General features: G+C 42.3%; 11 protein-coding genes. 7 read left to right on the top strand and 4 right to left on the bottom strand.

The window, feature by feature from the left end:
- Positions 1–8 precede the first annotated feature (8 nt).
- The 4 genes from ACM0OP_RS03625 to ACM0OP_RS03610 all read left to right on the top strand — a co-directional run bounded on the left by ACM0OP_RS03625 (position 9) and on the right by ACM0OP_RS03610 (position 3982).
- The gene (locus tag ACM0OP_RS03625; RefSeq protein ID WP_414527022.1) at positions 9–782 is read left to right on the top strand and encodes an MlaE family ABC transporter permease; all 774 of its coding nucleotides are present in this window, start codon (positions 9–11) and stop codon (positions 780–782) included.
- 256 nt (positions 783–1038) lie between these two features.
- Complete coding sequence (locus tag ACM0OP_RS03620; protein ID WP_414527021.1) at positions 1039–1770, top strand: hypothetical protein; 732 nt, start codon at positions 1039–1041, stop codon at positions 1768–1770.
- Between the two features lie 92 nt (positions 1771–1862).
- Positions 1863–2630, top strand: coding sequence for a DUF1350 family protein (locus tag ACM0OP_RS03615; RefSeq protein ID WP_414527020.1), 768 nt, complete (start codon positions 1863–1865; stop codon positions 2628–2630).
- Positions 2631–2845: 215 nt separating this feature from the next.
- Positions 2846–3982, top strand: a complete 1137-nt coding sequence (locus ACM0OP_RS03610) for a PP2C family protein-serine/threonine phosphatase (protein WP_414527019.1) — start codon at positions 2846–2848, stop codon at positions 3980–3982.
- Here the strand turns inward: ACM0OP_RS03610 and ACM0OP_RS03605 are convergent, their stop codons facing one another.
- Positions 3983–4309, bottom strand: a complete 327-nt coding sequence (locus ACM0OP_RS03605) for an STAS domain-containing protein (protein ID WP_414527018.1) — start codon at positions 4307–4309, stop codon at positions 3983–3985. It abuts the gene before it with no gap.
- Between the two features lie 493 nt (positions 4310–4802).
- On the opposite strand from ACM0OP_RS03605, the gene ACM0OP_RS03600 reads away from it, so the two are divergent.
- Positions 4803–5075: a GlsB/YeaQ/YmgE family stress response membrane protein gene (locus ACM0OP_RS03600; protein WP_414527063.1), complete on the top strand. Its 273-nt coding sequence runs from the start codon at positions 4803–4805 to the stop codon at positions 5073–5075.
- Positions 5076–5487: 412 nt separating this feature from the next.
- On the opposite strand, the gene ACM0OP_RS03595 is transcribed toward ACM0OP_RS03600, so the two are convergent.
- The 3 genes from ACM0OP_RS03595 to ACM0OP_RS03585 form a co-directional block, all read right to left on the bottom strand.
- Positions 5488–5670, bottom strand: coding sequence for a CsbD family protein (locus ACM0OP_RS03595; protein WP_414527017.1), 183 nt, complete (start codon positions 5668–5670; stop codon positions 5488–5490).
- A gap of 326 nt (positions 5671–5996) precedes the next feature.
- Complete coding sequence (locus ACM0OP_RS03590) at positions 5997–6767, bottom strand: ChaB family protein (protein ID WP_414527016.1); 771 nt, start codon at positions 6765–6767, stop codon at positions 5997–5999.
- A 178-nt stretch (positions 6768–6945) separates the two neighbouring features.
- The gene (locus tag ACM0OP_RS03585) at positions 6946–7485 is read right to left on the bottom strand and encodes a Dps family protein (RefSeq protein ID WP_414527015.1); all 540 of its coding nucleotides are present in this window, start codon (positions 7483–7485) and stop codon (positions 6946–6948) included.
- 486 nt (positions 7486–7971) lie between these two features.
- On the opposite strand from ACM0OP_RS03585, the gene ACM0OP_RS03580 reads away from it, so the two are divergent.
- Positions 7972–11160 carry a 5'-nucleotidase C-terminal domain-containing protein gene (locus tag ACM0OP_RS03580; protein ID WP_414527014.1) on the top strand — a complete coding sequence of 1063 codons (3189 nt, stop codon included), beginning with the start codon at positions 7972–7974 and terminating at the stop codon, positions 11158–11160.
- Between the two features lie 157 nt (positions 11161–11317).
- Positions 11318–17869, top strand: a complete 6552-nt coding sequence (locus ACM0OP_RS03575) for an ExeM/NucH family extracellular endonuclease (protein WP_414527012.1) — start codon at positions 11318–11320, stop codon at positions 17867–17869.
- Positions 17870–17946: the final 77 nt, after the last annotated feature.

The following is a 17946-nucleotide window of genomic DNA, read 5'->3' as shown; positions in this document are numbered from 1 at the left end:
ATGCAGTAATGCAAACAAAAAAAAAATTAGATCAATTATGGATTGTACGCTGCTTGGCCGCAGTGTTACTTTTTGGTCAAGTTCTACTGCATTTACTCCAAGGAAAAACTTACTACCGGAAAATTTTGTCCCACATGGTGACTGCTGGCCCCGGTTCTGTTTTTCCCGTTCTCCTTGTGAGTGGGTTTGCAGGTATGATTTTTACCATTCAAACTGCTAGAGAATTAGTCAGATTTGGTGCAGTAGATGCCGTAGGAGGTGCTTTTGCATTGGCTTTTTGCCGAGAGTTAGCACCAATTTTGACAGCTAGTATTATTGCGGGACAGGTAGGTTCGGCTTTTGCAGCCGAAATAGGTGCTATGCGAGTTACAGAACAAATCGATGCACTTTATATGCTGAAAACAAATCCCATTGATTATTTGGTACTTCCTAGAGTCATTGCTTGTGTTTTAATGATGCCAATTATGATGGTTTTTGCCTTAGTTGTCGGCATAACTGGCGGGGTTTTTGCTGCATCAAAATTTTATAATATCGATCCCGAAGCATTTTTAGAATCTGTGCGAACTTTTTTGCAACCATCGGATTTAAATATGATTTTGGTTAAGGGTCTGATTTTTGGCGCTATTGTGGCTATCAATGGCTGTAGTTGGGGACTAACTACCAAAGGCGGTGCAAAGGAAGTGGGAGAATCAGCAACAACGGCAGTTGTCACTACTTGGGTATTAATTTTTATGATGGACTTTTTTATCTCTGTCTTCATGTTCGACAGTTCTATACTTTAGCTAGAGTGTCAAATTACAGGTAACTGTGCTAGAAAATAAAAATCCTTGTATGAGGGTTTTTGCAATTATGTGTAATATTTACAAATAGGGTTTTCTCTGCAAATATGACTAATTAATTTGTAAAATCCGTATCAAATCCTACTTTAAAATCTTTTTTGTAGCAATTATTTCTATGAAAACATGGTAAAAATTCCTCGGAAACGAGCCATGAACAAATTTGATTGCTATATTGTAATAAATAATTAGTCTTGTGGGGATGACGAAGGCTGTGCGTGATGATTTACATTCTTTAGATATTAGTCAAAAAGAGTTACGAAAATTGACTAATTTACCTGTTAAAGATGAGTTAATTATTCTGAGCAACCCTATCAGGAAAATTGGTCGCAGGATTATAAATAAACTTAAGGGTTCTGAGGGAGCAACTGTAGTTTTTATTAGTTGTTCTATCTTGGTTTTTAGTTATTTGCTCTTTGATATCATTATTAGGTTGTTCGCTACTTGGATTACAATTCCTAGTTGGTTATTGTTAATTATTTTAGGCTCTTGGGGTAGCGGTGTTACACAAATTATTTTGTATTTATTCTGGCGGAAAAATCTGAAAAATCTCCATAAGAATATGACAAATTCTTTAGAAATACTTTTACGTGATGTGGATAGATATAATTCTGTAATTAAGGCAATTGATATCAATGATCAAATAGAAGATGCTGGAAATCCCGGTGTAGTTATTCAAGAAAGAGCAAAAGTTATTGCAGCGCTGAAGCTGACAAAAAATGATTTAGTTAGGGCTTTGAAAACAGAAAGAATTTTAAGGGAAAATAAAAGTTTTATTCTCAGTAATACAGAGTTATTTACCAATAATTTAGCAACTTTAACGGCGATGCAAGTTACAGAAGAAGCTACGGAGCATGGTAGATTGCTCAATGAAGCATTGCAAATTGCTTTAGATGTGCAACTAGAAATGAAAAGGCTGCAAACCCAAGGCTAAAAGCAATGTGATGACTTTTTTCCTGAAGCCACCCAGGAGTACGATCAAAGGTCTAACATAAAGAGGTGTGAATTTAGCGATCGCCTACAGGTATGGATTGGAAAGAAATTAGAGGTAACTGGGTACTGATTCCACCCAAACCCATTGGGATCATCCATTTTTTGGGCGGTGCATTTGTGGCCACTGCACCCCATCTCACCTATCGTTGGTTACTGGAACAACTGGCTAACAAAGGGTATGTAATTATTGCTACACCATTTGTTAATACCTTAGATCATGTGGCGATCGCTAAAACTGTACTACTGAACTTTGAACGCACCCTACAACGATTAGAAGACTCTGGGACATTCCGCCAGATTTATCTGCCCACTTATGGATTAGGGCATAGCATGGGTTGTAAACTGCACTTACTGATTGGCAGTCTTCTACCTGTAGAACGTGCCGGAAATATTTTAATTTCCTTCAACAATTATGCCGCCAAAGAAGCTATCCCTTTAGTAGAACAATTGAATAGTACTTTTATGGTTGAGTTTAGACCTTCACCCTTAGAAACCAACCAAATCATACATGAAAGTTACAATATCCGCCGCAACTTATTAATAAAATTTAGTAAGGATACTATTGATCAATCAGCACCTTTAACTAAAATCTTACAAGCACGCTTTGCGGATATGGTGACAATACAAACTTTAACAGGTACTCACACCACACCATTAGGTCAAGATATCAAATGGCAACCAGGAGGCTCATTTACCCCCTTAGACGCTTTAGGCCAATGGTTTAGACAAGAAATGTACCGAGATTTAAACGAATTAAAACGGGCTATTCTCCTCTGGATAAATCCCTTGTCACCCCCATAATTCTCATGACTGCTGTGGGGAAATGATTATGGTTAATGGATATATCATTTCCTAGTCCAATAAAGTAGAAAATTATCTGCGTTCATCTGCATCCATCTACGTTTAATTATTACTGTGGGAATTGCTATATCATTGATCCTAGATGAGAAAATCTCATAGGAATATTTCTGAATTGATAATTTTAATTTTTTATTAATTTTAAATTTGCATTTTATATGTTTCAAATCCTGGTAATTGATGATGATATTTCTATACGAACGCTCCTGAAAAGAATGTTAGAAAAGCAGGGCTATCAGGTAGTTGCTGCGAGTAATGGAGCCGAGGGAATTGCTCAGGCGATCGCATACCAACCCGCATTAGTAATTTGTGATTGGATTATGCCAGGATTGAATGGGTTAGAAGTCTGTAAATTGATGAAAACAGACCCAAAATTGTCTACTACTTTCTTTATTTTTCTCACATCCCTAGATTCCATCGCCGATCGCGTCAAAGGATTAGATGCTGGTGCAGATGATTTTATCTCTAAACCCATTGAACAGAATGAACTCAAAGCCAGAGTCAGAGCCGGATTGCGCCTACATCAGTTAAGTAAGGATTTACACACTCAAAAACGACTTTTAGAAGCAGAACTGACAGAAGCAGCAGAATATATGCGATCGCTTCTACCCTTACCCAGCAGCGAACCCTTCAGCATCAATTCTCGCTTCATTCCTTCTCGACAACTGGGGGGCGATTGTTTCGATTACTACTGGCTCGATTCCAACTATTTGGCGATATACTTACTAGATGCAGCAGGACATGGACTAAAAGCCGCTCTCCCCTCAATTTCCGTTCTCAATTTGTTACGTTCTCGTGCCTTAAAAGGTTTGAATTACTACCAGCCCAGTGCTGTACTCAACGCCTTAAATCAAACCTTCCAGATGAATTATCAGAATGACAAATATTTTACTATTTGGTATGGAGTTTATAATCGAGTTAATCGCCAGTTAATTTATGCTAGTGCTGGTCATCCACCAGCTATCTTACTATCAGGTAAATCTTCCAATAACATTGATATTCAACTCCTAAAAACACCAGGAATGCCAGTGGGGATGTTCCCAGACGCTCAATATGTTGACAAGTCTTGTCATATTAAAAACTTTAGTAGTCTCTATATTTTTAGTGATGGTGCTTACGAAATCACAAAATCAGATGGCACACTTTGGAGTTTAGAAGCTTTTATTCAAATACTTGTTAGTTTACAAAATACTATTGATCGCCAACTAGATCAGGTATTGAATTATCTCACTGCTTTGAACTCCAAAGAGGCTTTTGATGACGACTTATCAATCTTGCAAGTTAAGTTTGATTAATTACTTTTTTGACAGTAAAGTCTGATGAAATTCTTCTTGATTGGAAAATATTTCAAAAACTTTATCCATACCCGTTAATTCAAATAATATCCTCACTTGTTCATTAATAGAACATAAAACCATCCTGATATCTCCCGCTCGCAAAGTTTTAAAGGCTAATACCAAAGCCCCCAAAGCAGAACTATCCATAAAAGAAACATCTTCACAATCAACTAAAACAGTTTTTGCCCCAGTTACTTGAAGATGAGTAATATTTTGTCTTAGTTCTTCCGAATTACTAGTATTAATAATTCCACTGAGTTTTACCACTTTGAATGCTTGATTCATAACACTTATGCCCGAATTGTTGTATAAAATTGTCATGATTTTGTTAGTATTATATCCCAAGAAATATAATTTGGAAAAAACTGCAAAATCTAGTACAAATCAGTCAATGATTAGTGACATATCATAAGTCCTAGTTTAGTCATAAAAAAGTATCGCAAATTTCACTTCTTCAAAAAAATATAAATCCTAGATTATCTTAGAAGTATAGCTGGGGAGTGGGGAGTAGGGAGTGTGGAGTGGGGTAAAAGTGTTTCGTTATCTGACTTTTATAATCAGTTTATGTTTTAACCTGTATGCGTAGTGCCATAACACTTTAAAAATAGTTAACTAACTCAGGGTTCAGCATTTTAACTTCGATTTTTGCTATATTTATGGTAAAAAATATCATCATTAACATCATATAACCTTGCTGATTAATACCTATTTCTTCTGGTAGAAGTAAAAACAGATAGGAATTAATAAATTATGGATGAACCTATTAATAATTAAAATCATGAACCTAATTGCTTGGATAATTCTGGGTTTGATTGCTGGCGCGATCGCTAAAGCTGTTTACCCTGGTCGTCAAGGTGGCGGAATCATCACAACTATGATTTTAGGTATTGTGGGGGCTTTAATTGGAGGAACTATTGTCACTCTCCTAGAAACAGGAACATTACAACTAACTACGACAGCTTTGAGTATTCCCGGTTTGATTATTGCTGTTATTGGTGCAATCATTGCTATCTTTTTATGGGGGTTGATAACTGGTAGTACCACTCGTTAGTCAGAAATTAGCCATAGAGTTATCTTCAGGGATAAATTACAACAGATTGCATGAATACTTTTAATCTAATGTATTTATTTAGGTTGTGTTGAAAAACGTGAAACCAAAATTTGTCTAGGATATTGGATTTTCCTCAGCCTCAACCCAACCTACTTTAATTATGAGTCATGAAAAGAAGGATTTTTTAGAGGTAAACTTTATCACATTTTTACCCCTCTTAATCCCCAATTACCAAGGGGAGAAACAAGAAAATCCAGTTCCCTCTCCTTTCCAAGGGGAGGGTTAGGGAGGGGTAAAACAATATTTGTTGATACAATCATCACTTTTCAAACAACCTCCTCTTAGCACAAATTACTCCACTCTTACCTAAAAGTGGAGTGATAACGGAGATCATGAGGAATAAGACTTTAAATTAGTCTATAATTTCCTTGATTTTATCTTTAATATTTTCCGTGGTGTGAATAACTTTAGATTCATCCTGTTTAGCCTTACCTGCGGCTTTATCTTGTGGGTTCCCTGTGACTTCACCCACTACTTCTTGTAGCTTACCTTCAATATTTTTGGCGGTAGCTTCTACTCTTTTTTCGATGCTCATATTAGTCTCCCATTTATTAACTATTACATAGATTATCATTCAATATTTAGTTTTTCTATCTATCACGGGATACATCCCGCCTGAGAATCCAGCGTATATTTAAGATTTTGTCATCCACCGCAGAGATGATTTTGGGTTTTGTTATGTCAATTCAAACTATAATTTTTTGTATTATGAAGCCCCACCCTAACCCCTCCCCGCAAGCGAGGAGGGGAACTGGATTTACAGTTAAATTCGGTTTTTAGGGCTGGAAAACCTTTTTGATGGTGTTTTTTCGCTCCACCCCACTCCCTACTCCCTACTCCCTACTCCCTACTCCCTACTCCCTAGTAAACATTCACTTTAGCTTTTGACCAAACACCGTTTTCATCTTCGTCAAACTCCTGACGTACAGCTTCCCAAGCTGCCTGTTCGGATGCGAACTCGTCACTTGTCTGATCTAAGGTGGTGTTATATTTATCCATAAATGTCCGTTGAGCAGCTTCAGAAAGATGACAGCGAACCTCAACAGATAAATCCTCTGGGCTGTTACATGGGCCGGAACAAGGATGGGTAAATGTGGTATCAGTTGTGTGAATTTCTTCACCCCGACAACTTTCCAGCAGCAATTTAAATTCTCCCAGGCGATCGCTCGGTACTTCTGCCATTAAAATAAACTCACCAGCTTGTAAGCGTGTTTGATAAATTGTGGCTTGATCTTCAGGCATTCCCCACGCCGTTAAAGCCGATACTAATCCAGCGCCAGCGCTACCGGCGATCGCACCACTAGCAGCACCTAGCAACAACGCACCAATGGGACCTGCTGCGACAATGGGTCCGACAAAGGGAATGAACAGCACACCCACACCAGTCAGCAAACTGAGAAAAGAACCAAACAAAGAACCAAATATGGCTCCTGTTCTTAAGCCTCCTAAAATCACATCTTTCTTAGTAATAAAACCAGAAATGCGCGTTTCTGATTGGAAGTCTTTACCCATAATGGAAATGTGATCTCTAGGTACGCCCCTATCTAGCAAACGTCGAATCACTTGATCAATTTGCTTTTCTTCTTTAAATACGGCTGATATGGTACGTTCTGCTTGATAAACTTCTGACACTGGAACACTCCTTAAAATTTGTTTGAGAAATAAAAAAATTGCATAAGCGAATCTAGGAAGATTGACTTTGATTTGAGGGGGGGGACAAGGACGTTAGGACATAAACTGATCATAAAAGTTAGACCCCTCAAAGCTTTTACCCTACTCCCTACTCCCCACTCCCTATCTGGGTTTATGACTACACACCTACAGGGGTTTTAGTTGCTTTAGCTGGTTGTACACCGCTAGGTTCTACAGATTCGCCTTCAATGAATGATCGCAACATCCAAGCCATATCTTCATGCTCTTCCATCAGTCCAGTTAAAAAGTCAGCAGTTCCCTCATCATGAAACTTTTCACTGCACTGATCGACATGATCGCGCAAATTGCGAATTACCAGCTCGTGGTCTTCTCCTAGTTGAGCTACCATTCCTGTGGCTGAGGGAACCTCACCGCTATGTTCTTTCAGGGTAGCCAGCTTCAGAAATCCCTCCATTGTACCTACTGGGAAACCACCCAAGGCGCGAATCCTTTCTGCTAAAGCATCAATGTTTTCAGTCAACTTTTCGTATTGTTCTTCCCACAGTTCATGCAAACTCCGGAATTGAGGGCCAACAACATCCCAATGGTACTTCTTGGTTTTTACGATTAAAACGTAGGCATCTGCTAAATCTTGATTCAACAAATTCATCACACCTTGACGCTGCTCTTCTGTCAAACCAATATTGATTGTACGCATTGTTTTCCATCCTTAACGGAACCTAATGTATAAATTCTGCAAAATCTGGAGATGATAAACATCGTTCAGGGGAAAGAGAAGTGAGGAGAGTTAATTACCACTTGTGGTGAGTTTGATATCTGTCTTCGGTGAGTGGGGAGTGTGGGAAGTGTGGGGAGTGTGGGGGGAAGAAGCAGGGGAGCAGGGGGGAAAAATTGTTACTTCTCAATACCTAATTTCCAGTATTCAGTAGCCAGTATTCAGTACCCAATCCCCAATACCCAATCCCCAATACCCAATCCCCAGTCCCCAATCAGTGCAAATATTTCTGAATTTAACCTAATCCTAGCTATTTCTTAATCTAAGTAATATAACGTGAGAGCATTATAGACAAATTAATACTAATGACTAAGTATGCTTTTCTGGCAATTGCATACTCGGATTTATTTTGAGGTTTGGTGACTTAAGTAAATATTCGCGGTTCAAGTTGTTTTATATCCCAGAAATATGACATTTACACTCCAAATACTTCATGCTTCGGACTTTGAAGGTGGCATTGATGCTGCTGGAACTACTCCTCAGACTTCTGATGCGGTCAAGTTTTCGGCAGTTATCAATCGTTTGCGGACTAATACGGATACAGATACTTTTGGAGTGTCAGAAACTGTACTAGCTAATACTTTAACTCTCTCTTCCGGGGATAATTTTATTCCGGGAGTATTTTTGAATGCTTCTAGTGATACTAGCTTGAATGGTGTGGGCGGTTTGGGTGCTTCTTCAGCTCCGGTGATTGGCCGGGGTGATATTGGTATTCTGAATGCTCTGGGTATTCAGGCTTCTGTTTTAGGGAACCATGAGTTTGATTTGGGTGTAAGACAAGTTCGTGATATTCTCCGCGTGGGTGGGGGAAATCCGGGAACTAATTTTCCTTACCTCAGCGCCAATATAGACTTTAGTCCTGAGATATTTGACCCGGTAACTAATCCTGATGGTGCGATCGCATCCTCGGATTTAGCAGAAAATCAAGATACAGCCGAAGCCAGCACTATTACCCAGAAAATTGCTAAAAGTACAGTTATTACCCTACCGGGAAATGATGGCATTTTAGATACAGAAGATGACCAAGTAATTGGGATTGTGGGAGCGACTACACCTTTATTACCAGTGATTTCTAGCCCTGGGCGGTTGGGTATTTCACCGGAAAACTCTGTAGATTATGAAACTTTAGCGGCAATTATTCAAAGCCAAGTTGAGATTTTAACAGCCCAGGGGATTAATAAAATTGTCCTACTCACACACTTACAGCAGTTAGATATTGATGTAGACCAACTTGCACCCCGACTGAGGGATGTAGATGTAATTGTTGCAGGTGGTTCCCACACTATTTTGGCTGATGATAATGATATTTTGCGCGCTGGGGACACAGCAGGGGATATTTACCCCATTGTCAGAACTGCGGCGGATAGTCAACCGATTTTAGTGGTGAATACAGAGGCTAATTATCAGTATGTCGGGCGGTTGGTGGCAACTTTTGACGAAAATGGCATTATTGAACTGGATTCTCTTGACCCCTTGATTAATGGCGCTTACGCTACTAATCAGGCAGGTGTGGATCGGGTTTATGGTCTAATTGATTTTGATGCTGCCAGTGATATTACTGAATTTACCACTGCTGATGCCAATACTGAACATCAAAAAATAGTAGATATCACTACGAGTATTCGGAATGTGATCGCTAGCAAGGATAACTTGATTGTTGGTAAAGCCAGCGTGTTTCTCAATGGTACGCGGAATGATGTCCGGACTAGAGAAACTAACTTTGGTAATTTAACCGCAGATGCGAATTTATGGCAAGCACAGCAAGTTGACCCCACGGTAGTTATTTCTTTAAAAAATGGTGGTGGGATTCGGGATAATATCGGCGCAATTGACGGTTCTGGTGGTGCTGTTGATGCCTCTGGTGCGGCTAGATTACCAACTCAACCTAGTGCTTTAGCACCAAATAAAGAAGTTGGAGATATTTCGCAATTAGATGTAGAAAATTCTCTGCGATTTAATAATAGTCTCAGTTTAATTACTGTGACTGCCGAGCAATTAAAGTTGTTGTTAGAACATGGGGTAGCCTCCACAGCCCCAGGACGGACACCGGGACAGTTTCCCCAAGTCAGTGGGATTAACTTTAGTTTTGACCCGACACAAAGGGCGATCGCCTTTGATAACAACGGTAATGTCACTCAAGCAGGGGAACGCATCCAGGATTTAACTGTGGTGAATGAAGATGGTTCACCTTTAGATGTGGTGGTGCGAAATGGTCAGTTAGTGGGTGATGCTAATCGCACCTTCCGCATGGTGACATTAAACTTTTTGGCAGGGACAGCAATTTCAGCAGCAGCACCGGGTTTAGGTGGTGATGGCTATCCTTTCCCCAAGTTTGTCCAAGATAACGCCGCTTTAGCGAATCGGGTAGATTTACGGGGTGAAACTACTGATGTGAATGGCAATGGTGTGATAGATGCACCTTTGGATTTGCCACAGGGAGTGTTTGATTTTGCCCCCGCAGGTTCAGAACAGGATGCCTTTGCTGAGTATATGACAGCAGTGTTTGGGGAAAACCGTTTTAGTATTGCTGATCAAGGTTTCCGACCAGATCAACCCAGAACTATTAACCTCTCAGCCGGTGAAACCAGTCGCAATGCTGATAATAGTTTGACTGTTGAGAGTAATGGCAATCTGAGGGTGACAATTGATGCAGTTAACAGCGATCGCGTCAATGAAATTGGTGTGTTTGTGGTTGATGACCAAGAAAACCGCGTCAATGGGATTGCGCCAGGAGAACAGGGATATCTGCAAGCAGCATTAAACCGGGGACAAGTTGTATTTTCGGCGATCGCCAATAATCCCAATGGTTATGACCCCAGCGAACTTTCCCGCATCCTCACAGGGTTGAATAACAATTCGCGTTTAGTCTTTTACTTAGTGGAAAATTCCACAACCGATGCTGTCCTGGCCGGAGACAATGCTAACGTCTTCTTTGGCACGAACAACGGTAATGCTGCACAAGTCAGTGATTTAGACAACGGTAATTTCCAAATTGCTTGGCGTGACCAACAAAATAACTCCAACTTCAATAACTTAATTGTCACCGTCGCCAACACCAATGAAACTAAAACCTTGGGTACAAGACTCCAAGGACAGCAAGAACGAGAACTCATAGACCTGCGGGGTTTAGACGGTTTACAAGTGCAAGCAGAGTTTACAGTGAATCGAGAAGCCGCTTTTGATAACTTTGTGGGATTTTATCAAGTTGTAAATCCCGAAGGCGGTATTGATGTCAATGGTGATGGTAATGCTGACATTCTCCCTGGACAAGCAGGTTATGTGCAGGCCGCAGTGAGGGGGAGAGTTGCGGGAATTGATTTGAGAGTAGCCAACCAAGGAACTGCCAATTTTACAGGACAGTTTACCGGAGGAAACATCTTTGCTCCTTTCATTATTAGCAACGGTACTGTAGACCAGGTTCTCAACGGTCAAACCAGCGAAGTTTACGTTCCTTATCTGGGTGCAAATCCTGGTGGGGTTGATCATATCCGCTTACTCGGTGACAACACTTTTGGCTTTGAAGATTTACCAGGAGGTGGTGACTTGGATTACAACGACATGATTGTCCGCGTTAATTTGAGTATCGCCGGGATGTAATTAGGGCTGACGCGCTTGGGTGAATCAAAATATTTGGTTCACGCAGAGACGCAGAGAGTCAGAAGAGTTAAGGAAAGGTAGTTTGGGGATTTAATCTTTTTGCGTCGGTTTTGTGAATGTTTTCTGATTTTTTCTGTATACAACTGGGAAAGAATTTATGGTTTTGACACAAGGTGATATTGCTTTAGCAGCTTATAATGCCGATGGAAACGATGATTTTGCTTGGGTAACTCTGGTTGATATTCCTGCGGATACCCTGATCAATTTTACAGATTCATCTTGGCAGAATAATGGTTTCCGTTTAAGTGAACACCTGGATGCGGCTGGTGGTGGCCCTTTAACTTGGACTCACACAGAAACTGTTGCTGCTGGGACAGTCATTCGCTGGAACGGTTTAGTAGATAATACTTGGAGTTTAGGGAATGCTACGGGATCTGCTTTAAATTTAGCAGCAGGCGGCGACCAGATATTTATTTTCACAGGTACGGTAGCAGATCCCACATTCATTTACGGCGCACATTTTGCCACTGCAACCAACTGGTTAGAAAGCGGTAGCAATAGCACGAACACTAGTAATATTCCTCCAGGTCTGGCTGTAGAAGACGGGACAGCATTTTATGCCGGAAATTTCGATAATGGTTATTACAACGGACCCACCACAGGCACTAAGGCAGAATTATTAGCGGCGATCGCTAACACAGATAATTGGGTCAGAAATGATACTGGTCCTTTAGATTCATCAAACTGGATTACGGCTGTAACTGTTGCTGGTGATAGTAATTCAGCCCCCAATATCCAAATCACCGAGTTTATGTACCAAGGTGCTAATGATGAATTTATGGAGTTTACCAACCTTGGGACTACCGCAGTAGATTTCACTGGCTGGAGTTACGATGATAGTGGTCGCACTCCTGGTACTGTTGATTTAAGTGCTTTCGGCATTGTCCAACCTGGAGAATCAGTTATCCTGGCAGAAGCTAGTGCAGCAGATTTCCGTGCAGCCTGGGGATTGTCTGATTCAGTCAAGGTGATTGGGGAATTAACCCGCAATCTGGGACGGGCTGATGAAATTAATCTGTACGATCAAAATGGTGAACTGATAGACCGCCTCACTTATGGAGATCAAACCTTTCCGGGGACAATTCGCACCCAGGCTATCAGTGGCTGGACTGACCCAGCAAATCTAGATGCTATCAATATTAATCCTGATTGGATACTTTCTACTGTCGGTGATGCTCAAAACTCTTTAGCTTCTACTGGTGGTGATATTGGTAATCCAGGCTTTTATAACGTCAACATCACACCGATACCTGGGATAGTTATTACAGAATCTGGTGGTAGCACCGATGTAAGTGAAGGTGGGGCTACAGATAGCTACATCATAGTTTTAAAGACTCAGCCCACAGCCGATGTCACCATCGAGATCACCGTAGATGATCAGGTGACAACCGATTCACCAACTTTGGTTTTCACTCCCGATAACTGGAATGTAGCCCAAACTGTGACTGTGGCTGCTGTTGATGATGATTTAGTTGAGGGTACACACACAGGTGCGATCGCTCATAATGTCAGCAGTAGCGATGTTAATTATAATGGGGTGGCGATCGCAGGCATCACAGTAAACGTTACCGACAACGACGCACCCGCCAACACCAACGTCAACATCCAAATCACCGAGTATATGTATGCTGGTGGTAATGGGGAGTTTGTCGAATTTACCAACCTCGGCACCACAGCAGTAGACTTTACTGGTTGGAGTTTTGCTGACAGCGCGCGCACTGCTGGTTTATTTAACCTCAGTGGATTTGGTATTGTTCAGCCAGGAGAATCAGTCATCTTAACAGAGACTACAGCCGATGCATTCCGTGCATCATGGAATCTCAGCGACTCGGTGAAAATTATCGGCAATTCCAGTCCAGGTTTGGGACGCGCCGATGAGATTAACCTGTACGACAACAACAACCAACTGATTGATCGCCTCACCTACGGAGATACAGTCTTTCCCGGCACAGTTCGCACCCAGGGGATTAGCGCCTGGACAACTTTAGAAAATCTTGCATCCTTTGAAATCAATAGCGATTGGCAGCTTTCAGCGATTAACGATGGACAAAATTCCTCCCAATCAATAGATGGTGCTATTGGGAACCCAGGGACTTACATTCCTAACCCTGTAGAAACAGTTGGCGCACCCAGAATTGAAGTTAATCCCAGCACCACTGATTTCCTAGACGGAGAAAACTTAGCTGTTCCCCTAGCACTTACAGGTGCTGGTGCTATTAGTGGTGTCATTAATGATCCTACAGACCCAGCAAAAACATTGGGGATTGATTTCACCTTGAGTGACCCTGATACACCCCTTGGCGACCTGACAGTTACAGTCACCAGTAGTAATCAGGCCGTTGTCCCTGATGCTAATCTCACCCTTTCTGGCACTGGTGCAGCACGCAATCTCAAGATTGATCCTGTCGGTGTGGGTTTGGCAAATATCACGGTGACAGTTAATGACGGTACACTCAGCAATTCTTACATCATTAACTATGCCGCCTCAGCCGGGACAGCAACACCAAGCACCAGCCGCTTTTTAACAGGTACGAGTGACGCATCAACTGCGATCGCCATTGATGCCAATTATATGTTTGTCGCTGACGATGAAGACCAAACAATTCGGCTATACGATCGCAACAACTCCGGTTTACCATTAGCCGCCTTTGACTTCACCTCCATGTTGGGCTTATCCGGTTCCAGCGAAATCGACATTGAAGGCTCAACCAGAATTGGCGACATCATTTACTGGATAGGTTCCCACGGTAACAATACAAGCAACCAGGATGCTCCCAACCGCGAGCGGATTTTTGCCACAGAAATTTCTGGCACAGGAGCCAATGCTACCCTGACTTTCCAGGGATACTACAGATTTTTAGAAGATGACCTGATTGCTTGGGATAACAGTAACGGTCATGGTTTAGGTGCTGGCTTTCTGGGAATAGCCGCCAGTGCTGCTAATGGTGTTTCCCCCACCGCTCCCAACGGTTTTAATATCGAAGGTTTGACAGTTGCCCCCGATGGTAACACAGCCTACGTTGCCTTTCGTGCGCCCATTCTCCCCATCCCCGACCGGAACCAAGCCCTTATTATTCCAGTAACTAATTTTACTAGCATTCTGAATAACACAGGCGGTACTACCGGATCTGCAACCTTCGACGCTCCCATTTTCCTAGACTTAGGCGGTCGAGCCATTCGCAGTATTGAGCGTAATAGTAATAACCAGTACATTATTATTGCCGGGCCAACAGGTGGTGACACAGGAATCCCGCCCAATGACTTCCGCCTCTACACTTGGAATGGTAACGCCGCCGATGCTCCTGTATTACGGACAGCAGATTTGACAGCATTAAATACCGGGGGTAGTTTTGAAACCATTGTGGAAGTGCCTGATGCCCTGACTGGTACTAGCCAAATTCAGGTGTTAATAGATAACGGTGATACTGTCTGGTACGAAAACGGCACAGCCTCCAAAGATTTAGCACGAGACAACTTCCAGAAATTCCGCAGCGATGTCATTACCTTGGGAGCAGAATTTAGCACTATCCCACCAGGTGTAATTTCCCTGAGTAACCCTTACTTCCAAGACTTCGATACCTTAATTAGTTCTGGTAACTCACCTTGGGTAGATACAGAAACCATCCCCGGTTGGTACGCGACTCGTGCCACAATTGTTGCTGGTACTGGTAGTAATAACGGTGGCAATCTCTACAGTTTTGGTCTAGCAGCAGACACCGATAGAGCCTTGGGTTCAGTGGGTTCTGGTGGGACCGGGACTATTTTCTATGGAGCGCGGTTCTTTAACGATACTAACGATACCATCAACACTTTGGGAGTTAGTTACATTGGCGAACAATGGCGCAACGGAGGCAATACTACCCAGCATCAACTAGACTTTGCCTATCAAATTGGTGCTACTGACCTGACTTCTGGTAGTTGGACTGATGTTAATTCTCTGGACTTTGTTGGACCAATTGCTACTAGTTCCGCAGGTGCTTTAAATGGCAATGTTAGCGAGAACAGAGTCAGTATTTCTGACACCCTCACAGGTTTATCTCTAGCACCTGGAGAAGAAATTTGGTTACGTTGGACAGATATAGACAACCCCGGTGGTGATCATGGTTTGGCAATTGATAATGTCCAGGTTTCCACAACTGCCTTACCCGGTGTCACCTTAATTGAGTCTGATGGTAGTACCAATGTCACAGAGGGGGGTGAAACAGATACTTACACCTTAGTATTGAATACTCAACCTTCAGCAGATGTCACAGTTGCTATTAACACAGATACTCAGTCTACAACTACCCCCAATACACTCATTTTTACACCAGAAAACTGGAATATTGCCCAAACTGTAACAGTGATTGCCGTAAATGATGATGTTGTAGAAGGCACTCATTTTAGCAACATTAGCCATGTGGCGAATAGTAGCGATAGTAGTTACGCAGGAATTAATATTCCCTCAATTATTGCGACAATTACAGACAATAATGTAGTCACTGAAATTACCAAGATTCATGAGATTCAGGGTACTGGTGCGATCGCTAATTTCATCGGTGAATTTAAAACCATCGAAGGCATTGTAGTAGGAGATTTCCAAGCTGTAGGTGACACTCAAAATCTCCGTGGTTTCTACGTCCAAGAAGAAGATGCAGATGCAGATAATAATCCTTTAACCTCAGAAGGCATCTTTGTCTTTGATGACAACTTCGGGGTAGATGTGAAAGTTGGCGACCAAGTACGAATTACTGGTCAAGTGAGCGAATTTACTGGTACTGGTAATGGCATGACTAGCAGCCTGACCCAGTTAAGAAACCTCACTGATGTCACTATAGTCAGTGCCGATAACCCCTTACCCACAGCCACAGTTCTCACCTTCCCCTTAGTGAATATGGGCGACCTGGAAGCCTTCGAGGGAATGCGGGTAAATATACCCCAAACCATGACGGTGACAGAACATTTCCAGTTAGGGCGATTTGGGGAAGTTGTCCTATCCTCAGATGGTGCGAGTAACCAACCGGGAACCGATGGCAGATTAGAGCAATATACCCAATTCAACGCCCCCAGTATTAGTGGTAACGCCGCTTATCAACAAGAGATCGCCTTACGCCGAATTATTCTTGATGATGGCCAAGGTATTCAAAACCCCGACCCCATTATTCACGGTCGCGGTGGTGAACCTTTGAGTGCAGCAAATACTCTGCGCGGTGGTGACACAGTGATGGGACTGTCTGGTGTCTTAGATGCCCGTTTTGGTGATTATCGGATTCAGCCTGTAGATCCCATTGACTTTATAGCCAGTAATTTACGTCCAGAGACAGCGCCAGATGTGGGTGGTAGATTGAAAGTTGCCAGCTTCAACGTCCTTAACTACTTTAACGGCGACGGTTTAGGTGGCGGTTTCCCCACTGCCAGAGGTGCTGATAACTTAGTTGAATTTAATCGCCAACGGGATAAAATTATCCAAGCGATTCTGGGTATGGATGTAGATGTCCTGGGATTAATCGAAATAGAAAATGATGGTTACGGTCCTAACAGTGCAATTCAGGATTTAGTTAACGGCTTGAATGCTGTGGCTGGGGCGGGGACTTATGCTTTAATTGATCCAGGTTGGCCCCAATTGGGTAGTGATGCGATCGCAGTAGGTTTTATCTACAAACCCGGTAGCGTTACCCCTGTTGGTATAGCTGCTACAGTTCCCGATGGTTTTGGTCAAGGAGCATTTGACGACAATAACCGCAAACCCCTAGCGCAGACATTCCAAGAAAACTCTAGTGGTGAAGAATTTACCGCCGTAGTCAACCACTTTAAATCCAAAGGTTCCAGTGCTGGCGGTCCCGGTGATGCGGACATCGGCGATGGTCAAGGTTTTTCTAATGGGAATCGAACTCGTGCTTCTCAAGACTTAATCGCCTGGTTAGCCACTAATCCCACAGGTATCAATGACCCTGATTACCTAATTATGGGAGACATCAACGCCTACGCCAAAGAAGACCCCATTAGAGTTTTGGAAACAGCTGGATATCAAAACCTAGTATCCAATAGCAGTTATTCCTTTGTGTTTAACGGTCAATGGGGTTCCTTAGATCATGCCCTAGCTAATGAAAGTTTAGCAGAGCAAATTACTGGTGCTGCCAAATGGCACATCAACGCCGATGAACCCAACGTTTTAGACTACAACACTAACTTTAAATCCCCAGGACAGGTAGAAAGTTTATACAGTCCTAATGCTTTCCGTTCTTCTGACCATGACCCAGTAATTATCGGGTTGAATTTAAGCAGCGTTGATGATGTAATTCCTCCTGGTCCTCCTACTCCTCCTACTCCTCCTAGCCCTCCTACTCCTCCTAGCCCTCCTAGCCCTCCTAGCCCTCCTACTCCTCCTCGACCTCCTTTAATCAGAGATTTGATCGACAATTTCCTGAATGATCTCATCGACCGTCTGATTCGCCGACCAATCATTGGACCAAATATCGGCATTGGCAGAATCAACAGCCCCTTGTTAAATAGCAGCAGTATTATCTCTGCGGACAATTCTGATCTGTTCGTGCAAGGTAGTAACCAGAATATTCCACAAGTTAACGGCGATCCTTTCAGTAGTGATGCCCTTTTCCCATCCTTGAGTAACTCTGGAAATGTTATTCCCTCTCTAATCAATAGAAGCTAAGAGCCAGTTTTAGTTGTTAACTGCAACCGGGGGTGATTTTGATCTAGCGGTTGCAGTTACTTTTTTTGTGAACCAAC

This window comes from Nodularia chucula CCY0103 (assembly GCF_963923915.1).
Lineage (GTDB): Bacteria > Cyanobacteriota > Cyanobacteriia > Cyanobacteriales > Nostocaceae > Nodularia > Nodularia chucula.
The sequence above is the reverse complement of the archived record's forward strand: the minus strand, read 5'-3'. Positions and strand labels throughout refer to the sequence as shown.

Bases quoted from the DNA above. Each gene is read 5' to 3' on its own strand.
- ACM0OP_RS03610 (WP_414527019.1), top strand. From the start codon at position 2,846: ATGTTTCAAATCCTGGTAATTGATGATGATATTTCTATACGAACGCTC.
- ACM0OP_RS03605 (WP_414527018.1), bottom strand. From the start codon at position 4,309: ATGAATCAAGCATTCAAAGTGGTAAAACTCAGTGGAATTATTAATACT.
- ACM0OP_RS03625 (WP_414527022.1), top strand. From the start codon at position 9: ATGCAAACAAAAAAAAAATTAGATCAATTATGGATTGTACGCTGCTTG.
- ACM0OP_RS03600 (WP_414527063.1), top strand. From the start codon at position 4,803: ATGAACCTAATTGCTTGGATAATTCTGGGTTTGATTGCTGGCGCGATC.
- ACM0OP_RS03620 (WP_414527021.1), top strand. From the start codon at position 1,039: ATGACGAAGGCTGTGCGTGATGATTTACATTCTTTAGATATTAGTCAA.
- ACM0OP_RS03595 (WP_414527017.1), bottom strand. From the start codon at position 5,670: ATGAGCATCGAAAAAAGAGTAGAAGCTACCGCCAAAAATATTGAAGGT.
- ACM0OP_RS03585 (WP_414527015.1), bottom strand. From the start codon at position 7,485: ATGCGTACAATCAATATTGGTTTGACAGAAGAGCAGCGTCAAGGTGTG.
- ACM0OP_RS03580 (WP_414527014.1), top strand. From the start codon at position 7,972: ATGACATTTACACTCCAAATACTTCATGCTTCGGACTTTGAAGGTGGC.
- ACM0OP_RS03575 (WP_414527012.1), top strand. From the start codon at position 11,318: ATGGTTTTGACACAAGGTGATATTGCTTTAGCAGCTTATAATGCCGAT.
- ACM0OP_RS03615 (WP_414527020.1), top strand. From the start codon at position 1,863: ATGGATTGGAAAGAAATTAGAGGTAACTGGGTACTGATTCCACCCAAA.